Source organism: Microbaculum marinisediminis (assembly GCF_025397915.1).
Taxonomy (GTDB): Bacteria; Pseudomonadota; Alphaproteobacteria; order Rhizobiales; family Tepidamorphaceae; genus Microbaculum; species Microbaculum marinisediminis.
The window spans coordinates 96,575-111,353 of the sequence record NZ_JALIDZ010000010.1 but is presented as its reverse complement, the minus strand read 5'-3'; the positions used below and the strand labels follow the sequence as shown (position 1 = coordinate 111,353).

The window sequence follows — 14,779 nt, the reverse complement described above, 5'->3', positions numbered from 1 at the left end:
GTCAGCTTCCCCGATAGGTGGAATAGCCGTAGGGGGAGATGAGAAGCGGAACGTGATAGTGGGCGGTCGCGTCCGCGATCCCGAACCGGATCGGCACCACATCGAGAAATGGCGGATCGGGGAGCGTAACGCCGGCACCGCGGAAATAGTCCGCGACATGGAAGCGGAGTTCGTACGCTCCCGGCGTCAGCGGAGCGCCTTCGAGCAGCGGACTATCAAGGCGCCCGTCCGAGTTGGTTGTTGCGGTCAGAATGGCCTCATCCCGGCCGCTACGAAACAGCTCTATCGTGAGCCCGCCGGCGGGCCGCCCCGTGCTTGTGTCGAGGACGTGCGTGGTCAGTCGTCCCATGCTCACCTTTTGCGCAATTCATGAAACGCCCGTTTCGTGCGCAGACGCAAGGTATAATGGAGCGGGCCGGCGCGCGCTGCAAACGCGAACTTTGACCAAGTGGAAAAACTATTGGCCTTCGACCGGAGCCAGGCAGGCGTAGAACTTCTCCTCGTCCAACGCGACGTCGCCGCACCGGAGGAACTGCTCCAGTTCGCCCGGGAACCGGTAGTTGATGTAGGGATTGACGAGAAAGCGTCCGTCTTGCGACCGGAACGCGCCCAGGCGATCTATTTCGCCGTCGAGTTCCGGATATTTTGACGTGATGGCGTCGCGCAGCTCCTCCCCGGGAATGAAATTGTCGGGGAGCTGGTCGAAGGGGCCGTCGAAGTAATTGTTGGCTTCGACATTGCCGGCATACACGCCGACAAGGATCTTGCGCGGCTCGGGCGAAAAGCGATCCTCGTAGAAGGCGAAACCCGTCCGGGTACCGACGGTAAGCGCCGGATGATCCTCATTGTAGGGCAGCAAGACGTCATTCAGCAGTTCCGTCTCGTTCAGGACGAACAGGAATGCCTTGCGCGGTTCGTTGTAGACGAGAAAGAACGGGATGCCGGATTCGTCGAATGTCGGGCCAAGCAGCGTGTCACCTTCAGAAACGACACTGTCCGGCGCTTCCACGTCTCTCAAGTCGTTTAATTGGAAACGGACGGTCTTGCCGTCATAGGTGACGGCGTAGAGGAGGTCGTCGATCCGATCGACCTTCACCCCCTCCTTCTCGGTGAGCGGCCGGTAGTTGCTGAGGATCTCGACGTTCCACGGCTCGTTCTTGTTGAAATAGGCAAAATGCAGAACCCCGTCGTCTCGATCGGCGACGTCCAGGCGCATGTTGCCGGCAAACTCCATGCCGCTCCAAACGAATGTGAAATAGAAGTAGTTCTCGGTCGGATAAACGATCACGTCCGCTGGAAGCGCGGCGAAAACGTGCGCGAAAGCGGCCATCGGCTCGTCGATGTTGAATTCCGGCGCGCCGCGCAGACGATCGATCATCTGCTGGTTGAACTGGACTCCATATCCAGGCTCACCGGGATTCGGTTCGGCTAGGGCGGATCCAGCCAGAACCGCGACCGTCGCAGCCGCGGCCAGAGAACGCACTATCGATTTCACGCTATGCACGCGGTCCACTCCGCAAGATTCACTGTTTCACAGGGCCGGTATCCGGCACGGCGATGCACCTAGTCAGGCAGGAAGCCTATTTTTCGAGCTTCTGAAGTTGCCTCGACAATTTCTTGTCGTGCTGTTTCCGAGGCTGCTGTTTCTGAGTGGGCTTCTGCCGCGCCGGTCTGCTGGGAGCCGGTTTCGTGGCCTTCGGCTGCTGTCTCATCGCCGATACGGACGGATTGTGGGTCGGCTGCTTGGGCGCCTTCGGCTTCTGCCTGGCCGACGACACGGACCGGTTATGGGCCGGTTGCTTTGGCGCCTTCGGTTGCTGCTTCATCGCCGACACGGATGGATTGTGCGCCGGTTGCTTGGGGGCCTTGGGCTTCTGCCTTGCCGATGACTGGACCGGATTGTGGGCCGGCTGCTTGGGCGCCTTCGGCTGCTGCCTCATCGCCGACACGGATGGATTGTGCGCCGGTTGCTTGGGTGCCTTGGGCTGCTGCCTGGCCGACGACTGGACCGGATTGTGGGCCGGCTGCTTGGGCGCTTTCGGCTGCTGCCTCATCGCCGACACGGACGGATTGTGGGTCGGCTGCTTGGGCGCCTTCGGCTGCTGCCTTGCCGCCGACACGGTCGGACTGTGGACCGGCTGTCTGGGCGCCTTCGGCTGCTGTTTGATCGCCGACACGGATGGGTTGTGGGCAGGTTGCCTGGGCGTCTTCGGCTGCTGCCTGATCGCTGACACGGACGGATTGTGTGCTGGCGTCTTGCCCGCGCGCGACACCGCCGGCGCATGGACAGGCTGCTTCGGCGCCTTGATCGCCAAAGACTGAACCTGATTGTGCGACGGGGTGGTTGCTTTCGATGTGCGCCCCTGATGCTGCGCGGAGCCGCGGTTGCGGTGGAAGCTCGACACGGCCGGCTGATGCGCCGGCGAGACGCCGCCCGACGTCCGGTTGTTGTGCTGGGTCGACTTGCCGCTGCGGTGGAAGTTCGACAGCCCCATCTGGTGCGACGGCGAAACCCGGTTGGACGTCCGCGAGTTGTGAAGGCCGGACGCCGTATTGCGGTGGAAGCTCGAAACACCCTGCGCGTGGACCGGCGCCGCCCGCGACGTCGATGCGTTGTGCAGGCGCGACGGGCTGGTGCCGTGGAACGCGGAGATCCCGTTGGCGTGGGTCGGTCTGGCGCGCGACGTCGTGGGATTGTGCAGGCCCGAGACGTTGTTGCGATGGAACTGCGACAGGGTGCCGACGTGCTGGTTCAGGCGCTGCGTCGTGCGATTGACGTGGAGGGCCGACGGGTTGTTCCTGTGGAAGTTCGACAGTCCGGTCCCGTGCAGCGGGCGCACCCGCGACGTCAGCGCAACATGCTGTGCCGAGGCGTAGCTGCGATGGAAGCCGGAGATGTTGTTGAGATGTCCCGGGCGCCTGACTGACGTCGCCGGATTGTGCTGCGCGGATATGGCGTTGCGGTGGAATGTCGAAAGCCCGGGCTGGTGCAGCGGGCGCACCCGTGACGTCAGCGGGTCGTGCAGGTTCGACTGGTTGAAGTTGTGGAAGTTCGACAGCCCCGGATTGTGCAGCGGGCGCATCCGGGTGACGGCGCGATCGTGCAGGCCGGACGCGAAACGGCGATGGAACGCGGACAACTGCACCCAATGCAGCGGCGCCACGCGTGTCACGATGCCGTCGTGACGTGCCGAGTTCCAGGCACGGTGGAACCCGGACAGCTCGAAGCGATGGGCTGCCAGGAAGCCGGTCGTGCGGAAGTCGTGCATGACCGACCGGTTGGCGCCGTGGAAGACCGACAATGCCGGGGAATGCAGCGGAACGAACTGGGTGAACACGCTGTCGTGGAACGCCGACCCCCAGGTCAGATGGAACTGCGACATGGCCACGCGATGAAGCGGGATGGGCTCACTGACGGTCGCGTCGTGCAGCGAGGAACGCCAGGTCCGATGGAAGAACGACAGCTCCGGATCGTGGAAATCGTACGGTGCGCTGGTCGCCGGGTTGTGGTTGACCGAGTCGAAGCGGCGGTGGAAGCCGGAAACCTGGACCAGGTGGGCCGGCGGCGGCGGCACGTCGACCCGGATCAGACCGCAGTCTTGGTCGTTGGCCGGGCTCGCGTCCCCGTCCTGGCTGGCGTACTCGCCGAACAGATAGTCGACGAGATCCGGTGTGATCTGTCCCGTCTGAGCCATGCCGGCGGCCCCTTCCGCGGCGCGGATCGCCGCCGCGGTCTGCGGCCCCATGATGCCGTCGGCGGAGCCGGGATCGAATCCGGCCTGCTGGAGACCAGCCTGGACCGCGCGGATGCGGTCGCGCCCCTGCTGTCCAAGCCAGGTGACGGCGGCGCAGTTGTTGAGGCGCGGGTCGGAATAACCGCTCGACAGCCTCAGCGTCAGCGAGAAGGCCGTCGTCTCGCCAGGCGCCAGCGTCGCGGGCGGTAGCTGGCAGTAGACGTTACCGTCGGCCGGATAGCAGAACCACGGCTCCGGCTGGGCATCGGCAAGCGACACGCCGGGCGCACTGATGGTGTCGGTGAGGACGATTGGACCGTAATAGTCGACCGGGCCGACATTGGTGACCGAGATCTCGAAGAGGCAATCCCCGCCCGGGGCGCAGGAGCCGAGACCGGTCTTGGCGACGGCGAGATCCGGCAGCGGTGCTTCGGGCTGAAGCGCTTCCGGCGGCAGTTCCTCGACGATTTCCGGCGTCGGCTCGACCACCTGGACGATCTGGCTGACCGGTTCGCTCCGATAGATCGCGATATCGCCCATGCCGCCGAGAATGCCGCCGTCGGCGTCGGCGACCATGTAGGAGGAAAGCGGCCCCTCCGGCGGCGTCGCCGGGCGGGACGTATTCGCGCCCGGCTGTGCGGCTGCCGGTGGCACGAGTTCCACGGTGTTGGCGACGGGCGTCCCCTGGAAACCGCTGATCGGACCGTTGACGGTCGCCTGACCGGACTGGCGGTCGATGCACGGCCCGTTCGGCGCGCACAGCGGTGCGCCCGACATCCAGACGGTACCGTCTACGGCTTCGGGATCGAGGTCGCCGGTTTCGGTATAGCCGTTGCCAAGCGCCACGCCGCCGGCGGCGTTCGCGCGGATGTGCGGCGGCGAGTCGGGGCCGCGTTCGGGGAACCCGACGTCGTAACGGCCCTCGCTCTCCCAAATGCCGTCCTCGTTGCGGATGAACAGCAGGACGCGGGCGGAATCCGGCTCGACGAGAACCGGCGGACTGACGTCGAAATCGGGCGCGGGGCGACCGCGCTCGGCGAGCAGCATACCGCCGTCGGAGGAGAACGCGATATCGGTAACGGCCGGCGCTTCCGTCTGCCCCTCGCCTTCGACTTCGGGTACCAGCGGCGGAACGATGAACTCCCGCCGCACGTCGGTCAGGTCGAAACCGCCGTTTCCATCGAGAAGGACCGACCAGATAGTGGTGGCCGCGTCATCGCCGGCGGTGTCCCAGCCGTCGCTTCCCAGCGCCGCACCGCCCCAGACCGCGTAGTAGAGACGGACCGTATCCGTAATCGGGTCGCGATAGACACCGAGACCGAAGACCCGGCGGCGGAAGTCTGCGTAGTTCCAGCAGTCGGGCGTTTCTTCGAACCGGGCGGTCGCGCCCGACGCATCGGTGCAGTCGTCGAACCGCGGCGTCGTCTCCTCGCTGTCGGGAATGACGTCGAGCACCAGATATTCGCCGGAGGGGACGTCGAGGAAATAGGAGCGGCCGTCGAGGCCGTGGTCGAAAGTCTGCAGCGTCTCGCCGCTATCGAGAGCGATCCGGTGTATCAGGCCGGTCTGCAGGTCCGACACGAACAGCTGCTGGTTCCACGCATCGAAGGCGATGCCGCCAAGGCCCGGGCCTTCGTTCTCCGTGCCGTCGTCGCCGAGAAGGTTCGAGAACGGAACGGGGCTGTAGTTGTTGGTGGCGTCCAGTTTCCAGACGGTGCCGGGGCCGCCGCCGGGGCCCCACATGCCTCCGGCCCAGCCCTCGCCCGTCGGACTGCGATAGAGCCCGAAGACGGATGTCGCCGCCACATAGGCATTGGCCGGCTCGGCGTCGTCATAGGCGATGCCGAAGACCTGGCCGGTTTCGCGCGCGGTCAGCGAGAACATCACGGGGGGCGTGGGCCAGACCGACCCGTTTGCCGGAAATCCGGGATTGCCCATCGAGTTGGCGCGGACCGTCGCGCCGTTCGGATCGGGAAGAGGCTGGCCGGTCGGACCGGTCGTGAGGCCGGAGAATTGCGTGATGATGGCGTCGCCGGGAGACAGGATGCCGTCCTGCGCGCCGGCCGGCGTCAAAGAACCGGACACGATACCGGCGCCGGACGCGAAGAGCGCGCCTGTGACAATAATGCGGAGTGACTGGAGATTCAGTCTGGGGGCCATCAATTATGCCCGGCAGGACGCGATCGACCCGCCGCCTCTCTCAAATGATCCGTCCGTAGCCCCCGGACCTGAACAACTATACGGGTGGTTGGGGCCGATTCAAGGCAATCTGAATCGCATTGTTCGCGGCCGCGCGCAACGCAACCGTGCCATGGGCTAACAATGCGGGTTCGCTTCCGCTAGGGGATCAGCACCGTCGTGCCCGTGGTTTTCCGCCCCTCCAGGTCGCGATGCGCCTGTTCGGCGTCCTTCAGCGCGTAGGTCTGGTTGATCTCGATCTTCGCGACGCCGCTCTTCACGACATCGAACAGTTCGTTCGCGGTCGCGACCAGATCGTCCCGCTTGGCGACATAGGTGAACAATGTCGGCCGTGTGGCGAACAGCGATCCCTTCTGCGCGAGGATACCGAGATCCAGCGGCGGCACCGTTCCCGACGACTGACCGAACAGCGCCCACATGCCGAGCGGCTTGAGACAATCGAGAGACCCGGGGAACGTATCCTTGCCGACCGAGTCGTAGACGACTTCGACGCCTTCGCCGTTGGTGATCTCCTTGACGCGGTCAACGAAATTTTCCGTCCGGTAGTTGATCGTATGGTGGGCGCCGTGTGCCTTGGCGAGCGCGGCCTTCTCCTCCGAGCCGACCGTTCCGATCACGGTCGCGCCGAGATGGTTCGCCCACTGGCAGGCGATGAGGCCGACGCCGCCTGCGGCGGCATGGAACAGAATCGTCTGACCGGCCTCGACCCTGAACGTGCGGCGCAGCAGGTATCGCGCGGTCATGCCCTTGAGCATCATCGCGGCCGCGGTTTCATAGGAGATGCCATCGGGGACCTTGACCAGACGATCGGCGGCGATCACGCGCTCCTCGGCATAGGCGCCGACGGTCGTCGCGTAGGCAACCCGGTCGCCGACCGCCACCTCGGTGACGCCCTCCCCGACGGCGATCACGTCGCCGGCCCCTTCGCTGCCCGGTATGAGCGGCATCGAGGGAGCCTTGTACAGGCCCGTGCGGAAGTAGACGTCAATGAAGTTGAGGCCGACGGCCTTGTGCCGGACCAGCGCCTCGCCCGGCCCCGGCTTCGGCTGCTCGACCTCGGTCCATTTCATGACCTCGGGTCCGCCACACGCCTCGATCCGTATCGCCTGAACCATGTCGCACCTCCCTTGCTACGCACGCCCCGTGGCGGGCACCGTATCAGCGGCGGCGACCTTTCGGAAGGGTCGACAGGCCGGCCTCGACGATGGCCTTCTGATCGATCCGGTATTGACGGTAAAGGTCTGGAATTGTTCCGGTTTGGCCGAAATGCTCGACACCCAGCGATTCCGTCGGATGGCCGCGCACGGCACCCAGCCAGGAGAGCGTCGCCGGGTGGCCGTCGAGCACGGTAACCAGCCGGGTTTCACGCGACAACGGCTCCAGCAACCGCTCGACATGCGAGAGGGGCGGATCTTCGCCGATCTGCCTCGCCTTCTGCGCCGCCTGCCAGCCGGCATTGAGACGGTCGGCCGACGTCACGGCCAGAAGCCCGGCACCGGGCGAGAGTTCCAGCAACTGTCCGAGCGCCGAGGCGGATTCCGGCGCCACCGCGCCGGTATAGACGACGGCGAGATCGGCGCCCTCGGCGGGCGGGCGCATCCAGTAGCCGCCCTGAATGATGCCTTCGCGCAAGTCGTCGGTCATCTCGCGGATCGGCTGGTCGACCGGCCGGGTCGACAGGCGCAGATAGACCGAGCCGCCTTCGCGCTCGTGGAGCCAGTCGCCCTTCCCTGCCTTGGCGCCGCGCTGAATGTAGTTGAAGGCCCACTCGAGGATGACGGCGAGCTCGTCCACGTAGGCCGGCTCGAAGTAGGCCAGACCGTCCTGCGCCATGCCGATCAGCGGCGTGCCGACGGACTGGTGCGCGCCGCCCTCCGGCGACAGCGTGATGCCCGACGGCGTCGCGACAAGGATGAAGCGGGCGTCCTGGTAGCAGGCGTAGTTCAGCGCATCGAGGCCACGAGCGATGAACGGATCGTAGAGCGTGCCGATGGGCAGCAGGCGCTCGCCGAACAGGGAATGCGACAGACCGAGCGCGCCGAGATTGAGGAACAGGTTGTTCTCGGCGATCCCGAGCTCGATGTGCTGTCCGGTCGGGCTCATGTCCCATCGTTGCGCCGACATGAGCTTGCGTTCCTTGAACACGTCAGTGCGCGGCTCGCGGGCGAAGATGGCGCGGCGATTCACCCAGGGGCCGAGATTGGTCGAGACGGTAACGTCCGGTGACGTGGTCACGACGCGGTCGGCAAGCTCGGTATCGGACTTGGCGATGCCGTCGAGGATCTTGCCGAAGCCTTCCTGCGTCGACATGGCGCCGCGGATCGTCGGCAATGGCAGGTGCGGCACATCGATATGAGCGGCCTCCAGCCTGCGCCGGCCCTTTGCGTTGAAGGGCGCCGCGGCGAGCAGCTTCTCGAGCGCCGCCTTGCCCAGGCCGAGACCGGCGGCCGGCTCCCATTCTTCGCCGGGCGCGATCCCGTTGGCCTCGCGGAAGCCTTCCATCTGCTCCCTGGTCATCAGGCCGGCGTGGTTGTCCTTGTGGCCCTGGAATGGCAGTCCGTGCCCCTTGATCGTGTAGGCGATGAAGCACACCGGCTTGTCGCTGGGCGCGGACTCGAAGGCCTCGACCACGCTCTCCATGCAGTGACCGCCGAGATTGGTCATCAGCTTGTGCAGGCTGTCGTCGTCGAGAGCGTCGATGATCTTCAGCGTATCGGGTTCGTCCGACAGGTCTGCCTTCAGCTGGTTGCGGAAAGCGCCGCCGCCCTGGAAGACGAGCGCCGAATAGAGCATGTTCGGGCAATCGTCGATCCAGCGCCGCAGCGCCTCGCCGCCAGGCTTCTGAAACGCCGCTTCCTGCAGCTTGCCATACTTGATCATGACGACGTCCCATCCGAGCGCGCGGAACACGTCGGCATGCTTCTGGAACAGGGCGTCGGAGACGACGGAGTCGAGGCTCTGGCGGTTGTAGTCGATGACCCACCAGCAGTTTCGCAGGTCGTGTTTCCAGCCTTCGAGAAGGCACTCGAAGATATTGCCTTCGTCCAGCTCCGCGTCGCCCAGGAGCGCGACCATGCGGCCTTCCGGCCAGTCGGGCATCCAGCCGTGCGCGCGCACGTAGTCCTGCGCCAGGCTGGCAAACGCCGTCACCGCGACGCCGAGGCCGACCGAACCGGTCGAGAAATCGACGTCGTCGGTGTCCTTGGTGCGCGAAGGATAGGACTGGACACCGCCGAAGCCGCGGAAATTCTCCAGCTTGTCACGGGTCTGATGGCCAAACAGGTACTGGATCGCGTGGAAGGCGGGACTGGCATGCGGCTTGACGGCAATGCGGTCCTCGGGACGCAGCACCCGGAAGAACAGCGCGGCCATGACCGTCGACAGCGAGGCCGACGACGCCTGATGGCCTCCGACCTTGAGGCCGTCGGTATTGTGCCGGACATGGTTGGCGTTGTGGATGATCCAGGACGACAGCCACAGGATCTTTCGCTCGAGCATCTCCAGAGATGCGATATCGAGCAACTCTGACTTTCCCGCCTTTGCCGCCAGGGCCTTGGATCGAACAGCCACGGATCGCTCCTCCTACAGGGGTCGGTACAAACTATAGCGCGGTAGCGACCTTGGTCGACACGGCGACGGCGGGCGACCTGCACGGTCCGGCACCGTCGCGCTGGAAACCTCTGGCCGTCGTCATCCCCCCCTAGAGCCGATGCCGCGTTGACGCTGATGCCTGAAGGAATGCCAGCGACGGCGGGGTTTTAAATTGCTAACTTTGGCGCGATCGCTGAGCGATTTGGCAGAAAATTGCGCAGCACTCCAATGAAGCGACAAAAGACGATAGCCCAATCATGATCGATAGAATCGACCGCAAGATCCTTCGCGAACTGCAGGCCGACGGCCGCATCACCAACCAGGCGCTCGCCGAGAAAGTCGGCCTGTCGCCGTCGCCCTGCCTGCGCCGGCTGCGCAAGCTCGAGGACGACGGCGTGATCCGCGGCTATACCGCAACCGTCGACCAGGACCGCTACGGCCTGCCGATCAACGCCTTCGTCTCGGTGCGGCTGACGCGCCAGACCGAGGACGAAATTAGCGAGTTCGACAAGGCGATCGCCGATTGCGAAGAGGTGCTCGACTGCTATCTGATGACGGGAACGCGCGACTATTTGCTGCGCGTGGTCGCGTCGAGCCTCGAAGCCTACGAGCGATTCCTCAAGACGCGGCTCACGCGCCTGCCCTGTGTCGGCAGCATCGAGACGAGTTTCGCCCTCGGCACCATCAAGAAGACGGCGGTATATCCGGCGCTGTCGGACTGACTACTGCGCCCGCCGGGCACGGCGATTGCGGCGCGCGAGCACGTTGATCACCTCGACCCCGGCCGAAAACGCCATGGCGAAGTAGATGTAGCCGCGCGGAATGTGGAAGCCGGCACCGTCGGCGATCAGGGCGACGCCGATCAGGAGCAGGAACGACAAGGCCAGCATCTTGGTCGTGGGATGTTCCTTGATGAACTCGGAGACCGGACCGGAGGCCAGATACATCACGGCGACGGCGATCATGACCGCCGCGACCATGATCTCGATGTGCTGGGCCATGCCGATGGCGGTGACGATCGAGTCAATCGAGAACACCAGATCGATGACGATGATCTGGCCGACGATCACGGCGAAGGCGGCCGATGCCGACGCGGCGGCCGAATGGTCGTCGCCCTCGATGCCGGTGTGTATCTCCATCGTGCCCTTGACCAGCAGGAACAGGCCGCCGGCGATCAGGATCAGGTCGCGCCAGTTCACGGCCTCGCCGAAAACGACGAACAGCGTGGAGGTAAGCCCCATCAGCCATGTGAGCGTGAAGAGAAACAGAATGCGGAAGATCAGCGCCAATGCCAGGCCGACCTGCCGCGCGATGCGGGCACGGTGCTCCGGCAGCCGGCTGACCAGGATCGAGATGAACACGACATTGTCGATCCCGAGTACGATCTCCATGGCCGTCAGGGTGGCCAGCGCGGCCCAGGCATTGGGATCGGACAGCAACGCGATCATGGAACGCTCCGCATCGTGGCTGGTGGCAACCGCCCTCCGGCACAAGGGGCGGCCGGCCCGGAATCAGGACTTCGCAGCCTAACAAAACGCGCGCGGCGATTTAAAGTTCTGGATCTAGTCGGTCGACCCGAACAACGTGCGCCAGAGGCTGACGCCGAAGAGATAGACCAGCGCGGCGGCCAGACCGGCCTTCACCCAGTCCGCGGGATCGAGGTCCTGCAGGATGGCGATCAGCGCCAGCGGGATGGACGCCAGCGTGACCAGCAGGGAGGCGTGGCGGAACTTCGCCACCCGGACCGGATGGATGAACATGACCGGAAAGAAGGTGAGCAGCCCGAAGGCGATGGTCGATGCCATGACCAGTTCGGGACCGGAGTCGAACACCATCCAGTAAAACAGCACCAGATTCCATACGGCCGGGAAGCCGATGAAGTAGTTGTCGGGGCTCTTCTGGGCCCGTTTGGCGAAGAAACCGGCGGACGACAGGCAGATGATCGCCGCCCCGAACAGGCCAAAGCCGTCCGGGAACAGACCGGCCGCCACGGCCGCGTAGGCGGGAATGAACACGTAGGTCAGGTAGTCGACGACGAGATCGAGGATCTCGCCGTTCCAGCCGGGCAGAACCCGGGTGATGCCGACCTTTCTGGCGAGCGGACCGTCGATCCCGTCGACGAAGAGCGCGAAACCGAGCCAGGCGAACATCAAGGGCCAGTCACCCTGCACGGCCGCGATCAGGGACAGAAACGCCCAGACCACACCGGACGCGGTCAGGGCGTGGACTGCCGCAGCGGCAAGCCTGCGTTCATGACTGGCAACGTCGCCCATCGCGCCTACTTACGGTCCCCGCCACTCGATCCGGCACAACTCGGCACTGCGGCCCTCGAAATTCCAGTTCCGGCCGAAGCCTCGCATCCGGCTCTTGTCGGCCTTGCTTACCGTGATTTCGGGGGCGATCCAGTACTGGCTGTTCGTGATCACCACCTCCTTGTCCCGATCGTTGCCGGCGACCGGCGTAATGGCGCCGTCGATGATCTTGGGCACCTTCACGATACGCGTATCGCCGTCCATCGTATAGGTGACGGGCGCTTGCTGAACGCCGAGGAAGCGGCTGACGAGGATCGACAGAAGACCGGTGGTGCCGCCGGCACGGCCGGAGAATATGCGGGTCAGCGCCCGCACAGCCTGGATGCCGGCCTTCTCGTCGATGAAAAGGGCCGCGGTCCAGTTGCCGCGCGACATCAGGCCCGGGATCTCCAGCATCGCGGCGACGTTGATGCCGGACAGGTCGGTGTCTCCGTGGTGGCCGTCGTCGATGCGCACGCCGAACCACGCCAGGCAATAGTCCTCCGTGGGAGGATGCTGACCGAGCGACAGAACGCAGGGACAGAAAACCGTACAGTTACAACTCAGCGCCAGTTCGCCGTTGATCGACCAGGACTCGGACACGCACCTTCTCCCTGTTTATCTTGACTTTATCATAGCCCGTCGAGGGACAGACCTGCTATCGCGGCCGCGGCCCATGCCAGCAGAACCACGCCGATCGCACGGCTGAACCACCGTGCTCCCAGCAATTTCTCCACGGTCATGACCACCGTGAGGATGGCGATCCACACGATATTCATGGTCCCGACCGCGAACATCACCAGCATCAGTGCCCAGCAGCACGCCAGACAGTGCAATCCCTCGCGAAGGCCCAGGCGGAATACACCACCGGCTCTTTCCGTCCAGTTAGCGAACAGGAACGGAAACGGATTGGAGCATTTGATCAGGCAGGCGGCTTTCTGATTGGTGAACTGATAAATGCCGGCGCCCGCCAGAACGGCGATCGAGAGGCCGGTGGTCGCGATCGCGCCCGTCGTCGAAACGGCGCCGATATAGCCCAGGACCCATTCCAGCCCGGTCGCGAAGACCGCGAACGTCGACCAGATCGTCAGGTATCCGAGCGCCAGAACCACCGGAGAAACGACGCGTCGGCCCTTCTCGGCGGCGGTATCGGCAATTTCCGCATAGGTGCGCAGCATCGGCGTCGCGGTCGGCAGCATCATGGCGATGCCCATGGCGAGCCACATGGTGACGTGCAGGACGACCGTCTCGCCGGACCAGTCCGCGGCGCTTGCCGTACAGGCGGCGACAAGCCGGGAAAGCCAAGGGCTCGAGGCCAATAGCGGGAAGGCAACGGCGTCGAGGCCGGCCCACGCCGAGAACCGGTCGAGAACAGCCATGCCGGGGCCGAGCGATCCGAAGGTCGCTCCAAGCCCGATCGCCATGGCCAGAACGGCGATATAGGCCCAGGCGATGACAACCATGACGGTGAGCATCACCCAGGCGACGCGCCTGGGGTTCGCGCTTGCCGTGGCCATTATCGCCGCGGTGCCCCGAAGGTGTCTCAGTCGTCCGTCAGTCTCGGCGGCCAAGGCCCGCCCCTCGATCTTGAATTGGTCCACGCTCCAAGCTCAAATCACGGCGCGGTCCGGATTGCAACGCGCGCCTGAAGCGAAGGTTATTGCAGCGCAATCGGTGGTGTGCGGCAACGGGCGCGGTGACGCAGCCGCGATTTGGCGATATTCCCTGATCGGGAAGAGAATCTGCAATGCCAGAGAACGGTACGGAATTGGATGTAATCGTCGCAGGCGGCGGGCCCGCCGGGCTCTCGGCCGCGCTCGCCCTCGGCCGAAGCGGTGCGCGTGTAGTGGTCGTCGATCCCCTCGCCGATCCGGCAAAGGACCGGCGCACGTCCGCGCTGATGGTCGCCTCGGTGGCGCTTCTCACCGAGTTGGGCGTGTGGGCGGCTTGCGTCGACGAGGCCGCGCCGCTCGCGCGTATGCGGATCATCGACGATACCGGCCGGCTTTTCCGGGCCCCGACCGTGGATTTTTCCGCCAGCGAGATCGGCGAAGAGGCGTTCGGCTGGAACATCCCGAATTCGGTCCTGGTCGCGGCCCTGCGACGCCGTATCTCCGACTATCCTTCTGTCCGGATCATCAACGGAACGATTAACGGCGTCGATCTCGACGAGGACGCGGCGCGGGTTGCCCTGGCCGACGGCGAAACGCTGACGGCACAACTGATCGTCGCGGCCGACGGGCGCCGTTCCTTATGCCGCGCCGCCGCCGGCATCGATGTCGACGAATGGGCCTACGATCAGGCCGCGATCGTCCTCAACCTGACACATCAGAAGCCGCACGGTTTCGTCTCGACCGAGTTCCATCGTCCACCGGGGCCGTTCACGCTGGTGCCGCTGCCGGGCAACCGATCGAGCCTCGTCTGGGTGGAACCGCGCAAGATGGCCGAGGTGTTGTCCGAGTTCGACGACGACTCCCTCGCGCGGGACATCGAGCGCATCAGCCACCGCGTTCTCGGCCGGGTCGAAATCGACGGGCCGCGGGGGCTCTATCCCCTGTCCGGTCTGGTACCGCGCCGGTTCGCCGCGAACCGGGTCGCGCTCGTCGGCGAGGCTGCCCATGTGGTGCCGCCAATCGGCGCTCAGGGGCTCAATCTGGGCCTGCGCGATGCGGCTTCGATCGCCGAGGTCGTCGAAGACGCGCGTGCGGCAGGCGACGATCTGGGCGGTGATACCGCTTGCAACGCCTACGACGCCGCTCGCCGCGTCGACGTCATGTCGCGGGCCGGTGCCATCGATCTGCTAAACCGTACGCTGATCGCCGGATTCCTGCCCACGCAAATGCTGCGTTCGGCCGGCATCGCGGCGCTCGGTGGCGTCGGGCCACTGCGGCGCTTCGCCATGCGCGAGGGCGTCGCGCCGCGATACCGCCTGCCGCGGCTCATGCGGGGCGAGACCTAGCCTCG

The 14,779-nt window shown here is 65.1% G+C and carries 11 protein-coding genes; 2 read left to right on the top strand and 9 right to left on the bottom strand.

From position 1 onward, the window contains the following. Window position 1: 1 nt before the first annotated feature. The 5 genes from uraH to MUB46_RS19755 all read right to left on the bottom strand — a co-directional run bounded on the left by uraH (window position 2) and on the right by MUB46_RS19755 (window position 9,431). Window positions 2–349 (bottom strand): hydroxyisourate hydrolase, encoded by a 348-nt coding sequence (gene uraH / locus MUB46_RS19775; RefSeq protein ID WP_261617687.1) that lies wholly within the window; start codon window positions 347–349, stop codon window positions 2–4. Between the two features lie 108 nt (window positions 350–457). Further along, complete coding sequence (locus tag MUB46_RS19770; RefSeq protein ID WP_261617686.1) at window positions 458–1,378, bottom strand: hypothetical protein; 921 nt, start codon at window positions 1,376–1,378, stop codon at window positions 458–460. A 202-nt stretch (window positions 1,379–1,580) separates the two neighbouring features. After that, window positions 1,581–5,819, bottom strand: coding sequence for a peptidoglycan-binding protein (locus MUB46_RS19765; RefSeq protein ID WP_261617685.1), 4,239 nt, complete (start codon window positions 5,817–5,819; stop codon window positions 1,581–1,583). A 254-nt stretch (window positions 5,820–6,073) separates the two neighbouring features. Beyond that, window positions 6,074–7,048 (bottom strand): quinone oxidoreductase family protein, encoded by a 975-nt coding sequence (locus tag MUB46_RS19760; RefSeq protein WP_261617684.1) that lies wholly within the window; start codon window positions 7,046–7,048, stop codon window positions 6,074–6,076. 43 nt (window positions 7,049–7,091) lie between these two features. Beyond that, window positions 7,092–9,431 (bottom strand): transketolase, encoded by a 2,340-nt coding sequence (locus MUB46_RS19755; RefSeq protein ID WP_261617759.1) that lies wholly within the window; start codon window positions 9,429–9,431, stop codon window positions 7,092–7,094. 350 nt (window positions 9,432–9,781) lie between these two features. Between MUB46_RS19755 and MUB46_RS19750 the strand changes: the two genes are divergently transcribed. Beyond that, window positions 9,782–10,246 (top strand): Lrp/AsnC family transcriptional regulator, encoded by a 465-nt coding sequence (locus MUB46_RS19750; protein ID WP_261617683.1) that lies wholly within the window; start codon window positions 9,782–9,784, stop codon window positions 10,244–10,246. Here the strand turns inward: MUB46_RS19750 and MUB46_RS19745 are convergent, their stop codons facing one another. From MUB46_RS19745 to MUB46_RS19730, 4 genes are all read right to left on the bottom strand, one after another. Then, window positions 10,247–10,972, bottom strand: coding sequence for a TerC family protein (locus tag MUB46_RS19745; RefSeq protein WP_261617682.1), 726 nt, complete (start codon window positions 10,970–10,972; stop codon window positions 10,247–10,249). It lies immediately after the preceding gene. Window positions 10,973–11,086: 114 nt separating this feature from the next. Further along, window positions 11,087–11,797, bottom strand: a complete 711-nt coding sequence (locus MUB46_RS19740; protein WP_261617681.1) for a CDP-alcohol phosphatidyltransferase family protein — start codon at window positions 11,795–11,797, stop codon at window positions 11,087–11,089. A 9-nt stretch (window positions 11,798–11,806) separates the two neighbouring features. Then, the gene (locus MUB46_RS19735) at window positions 11,807–12,418 is read right to left on the bottom strand and encodes a DUF1326 domain-containing protein (protein WP_261617680.1); all 612 of its coding nucleotides are present in this window, start codon (window positions 12,416–12,418) and stop codon (window positions 11,807–11,809) included. Between the two features lie 29 nt (window positions 12,419–12,447). Beyond that, entirely contained in the window at window positions 12,448–13,332 is an 885-nt protein-coding gene (locus MUB46_RS19730; protein ID WP_261617679.1) for a DUF2182 domain-containing protein, read from the bottom strand. A 230-nt stretch (window positions 13,333–13,562) separates the two neighbouring features. Here MUB46_RS19730 and MUB46_RS19725 point away from each other — a divergent pair, with 230 nt between their 5' ends. Next, window positions 13,563–14,774, top strand: a complete 1,212-nt coding sequence (locus tag MUB46_RS19725; protein ID WP_261617678.1) for a UbiH/UbiF family hydroxylase — start codon at window positions 13,563–13,565, stop codon at window positions 14,772–14,774. The last annotated feature ends 5 nt before the right edge of the window (window positions 14,775–14,779 follow it).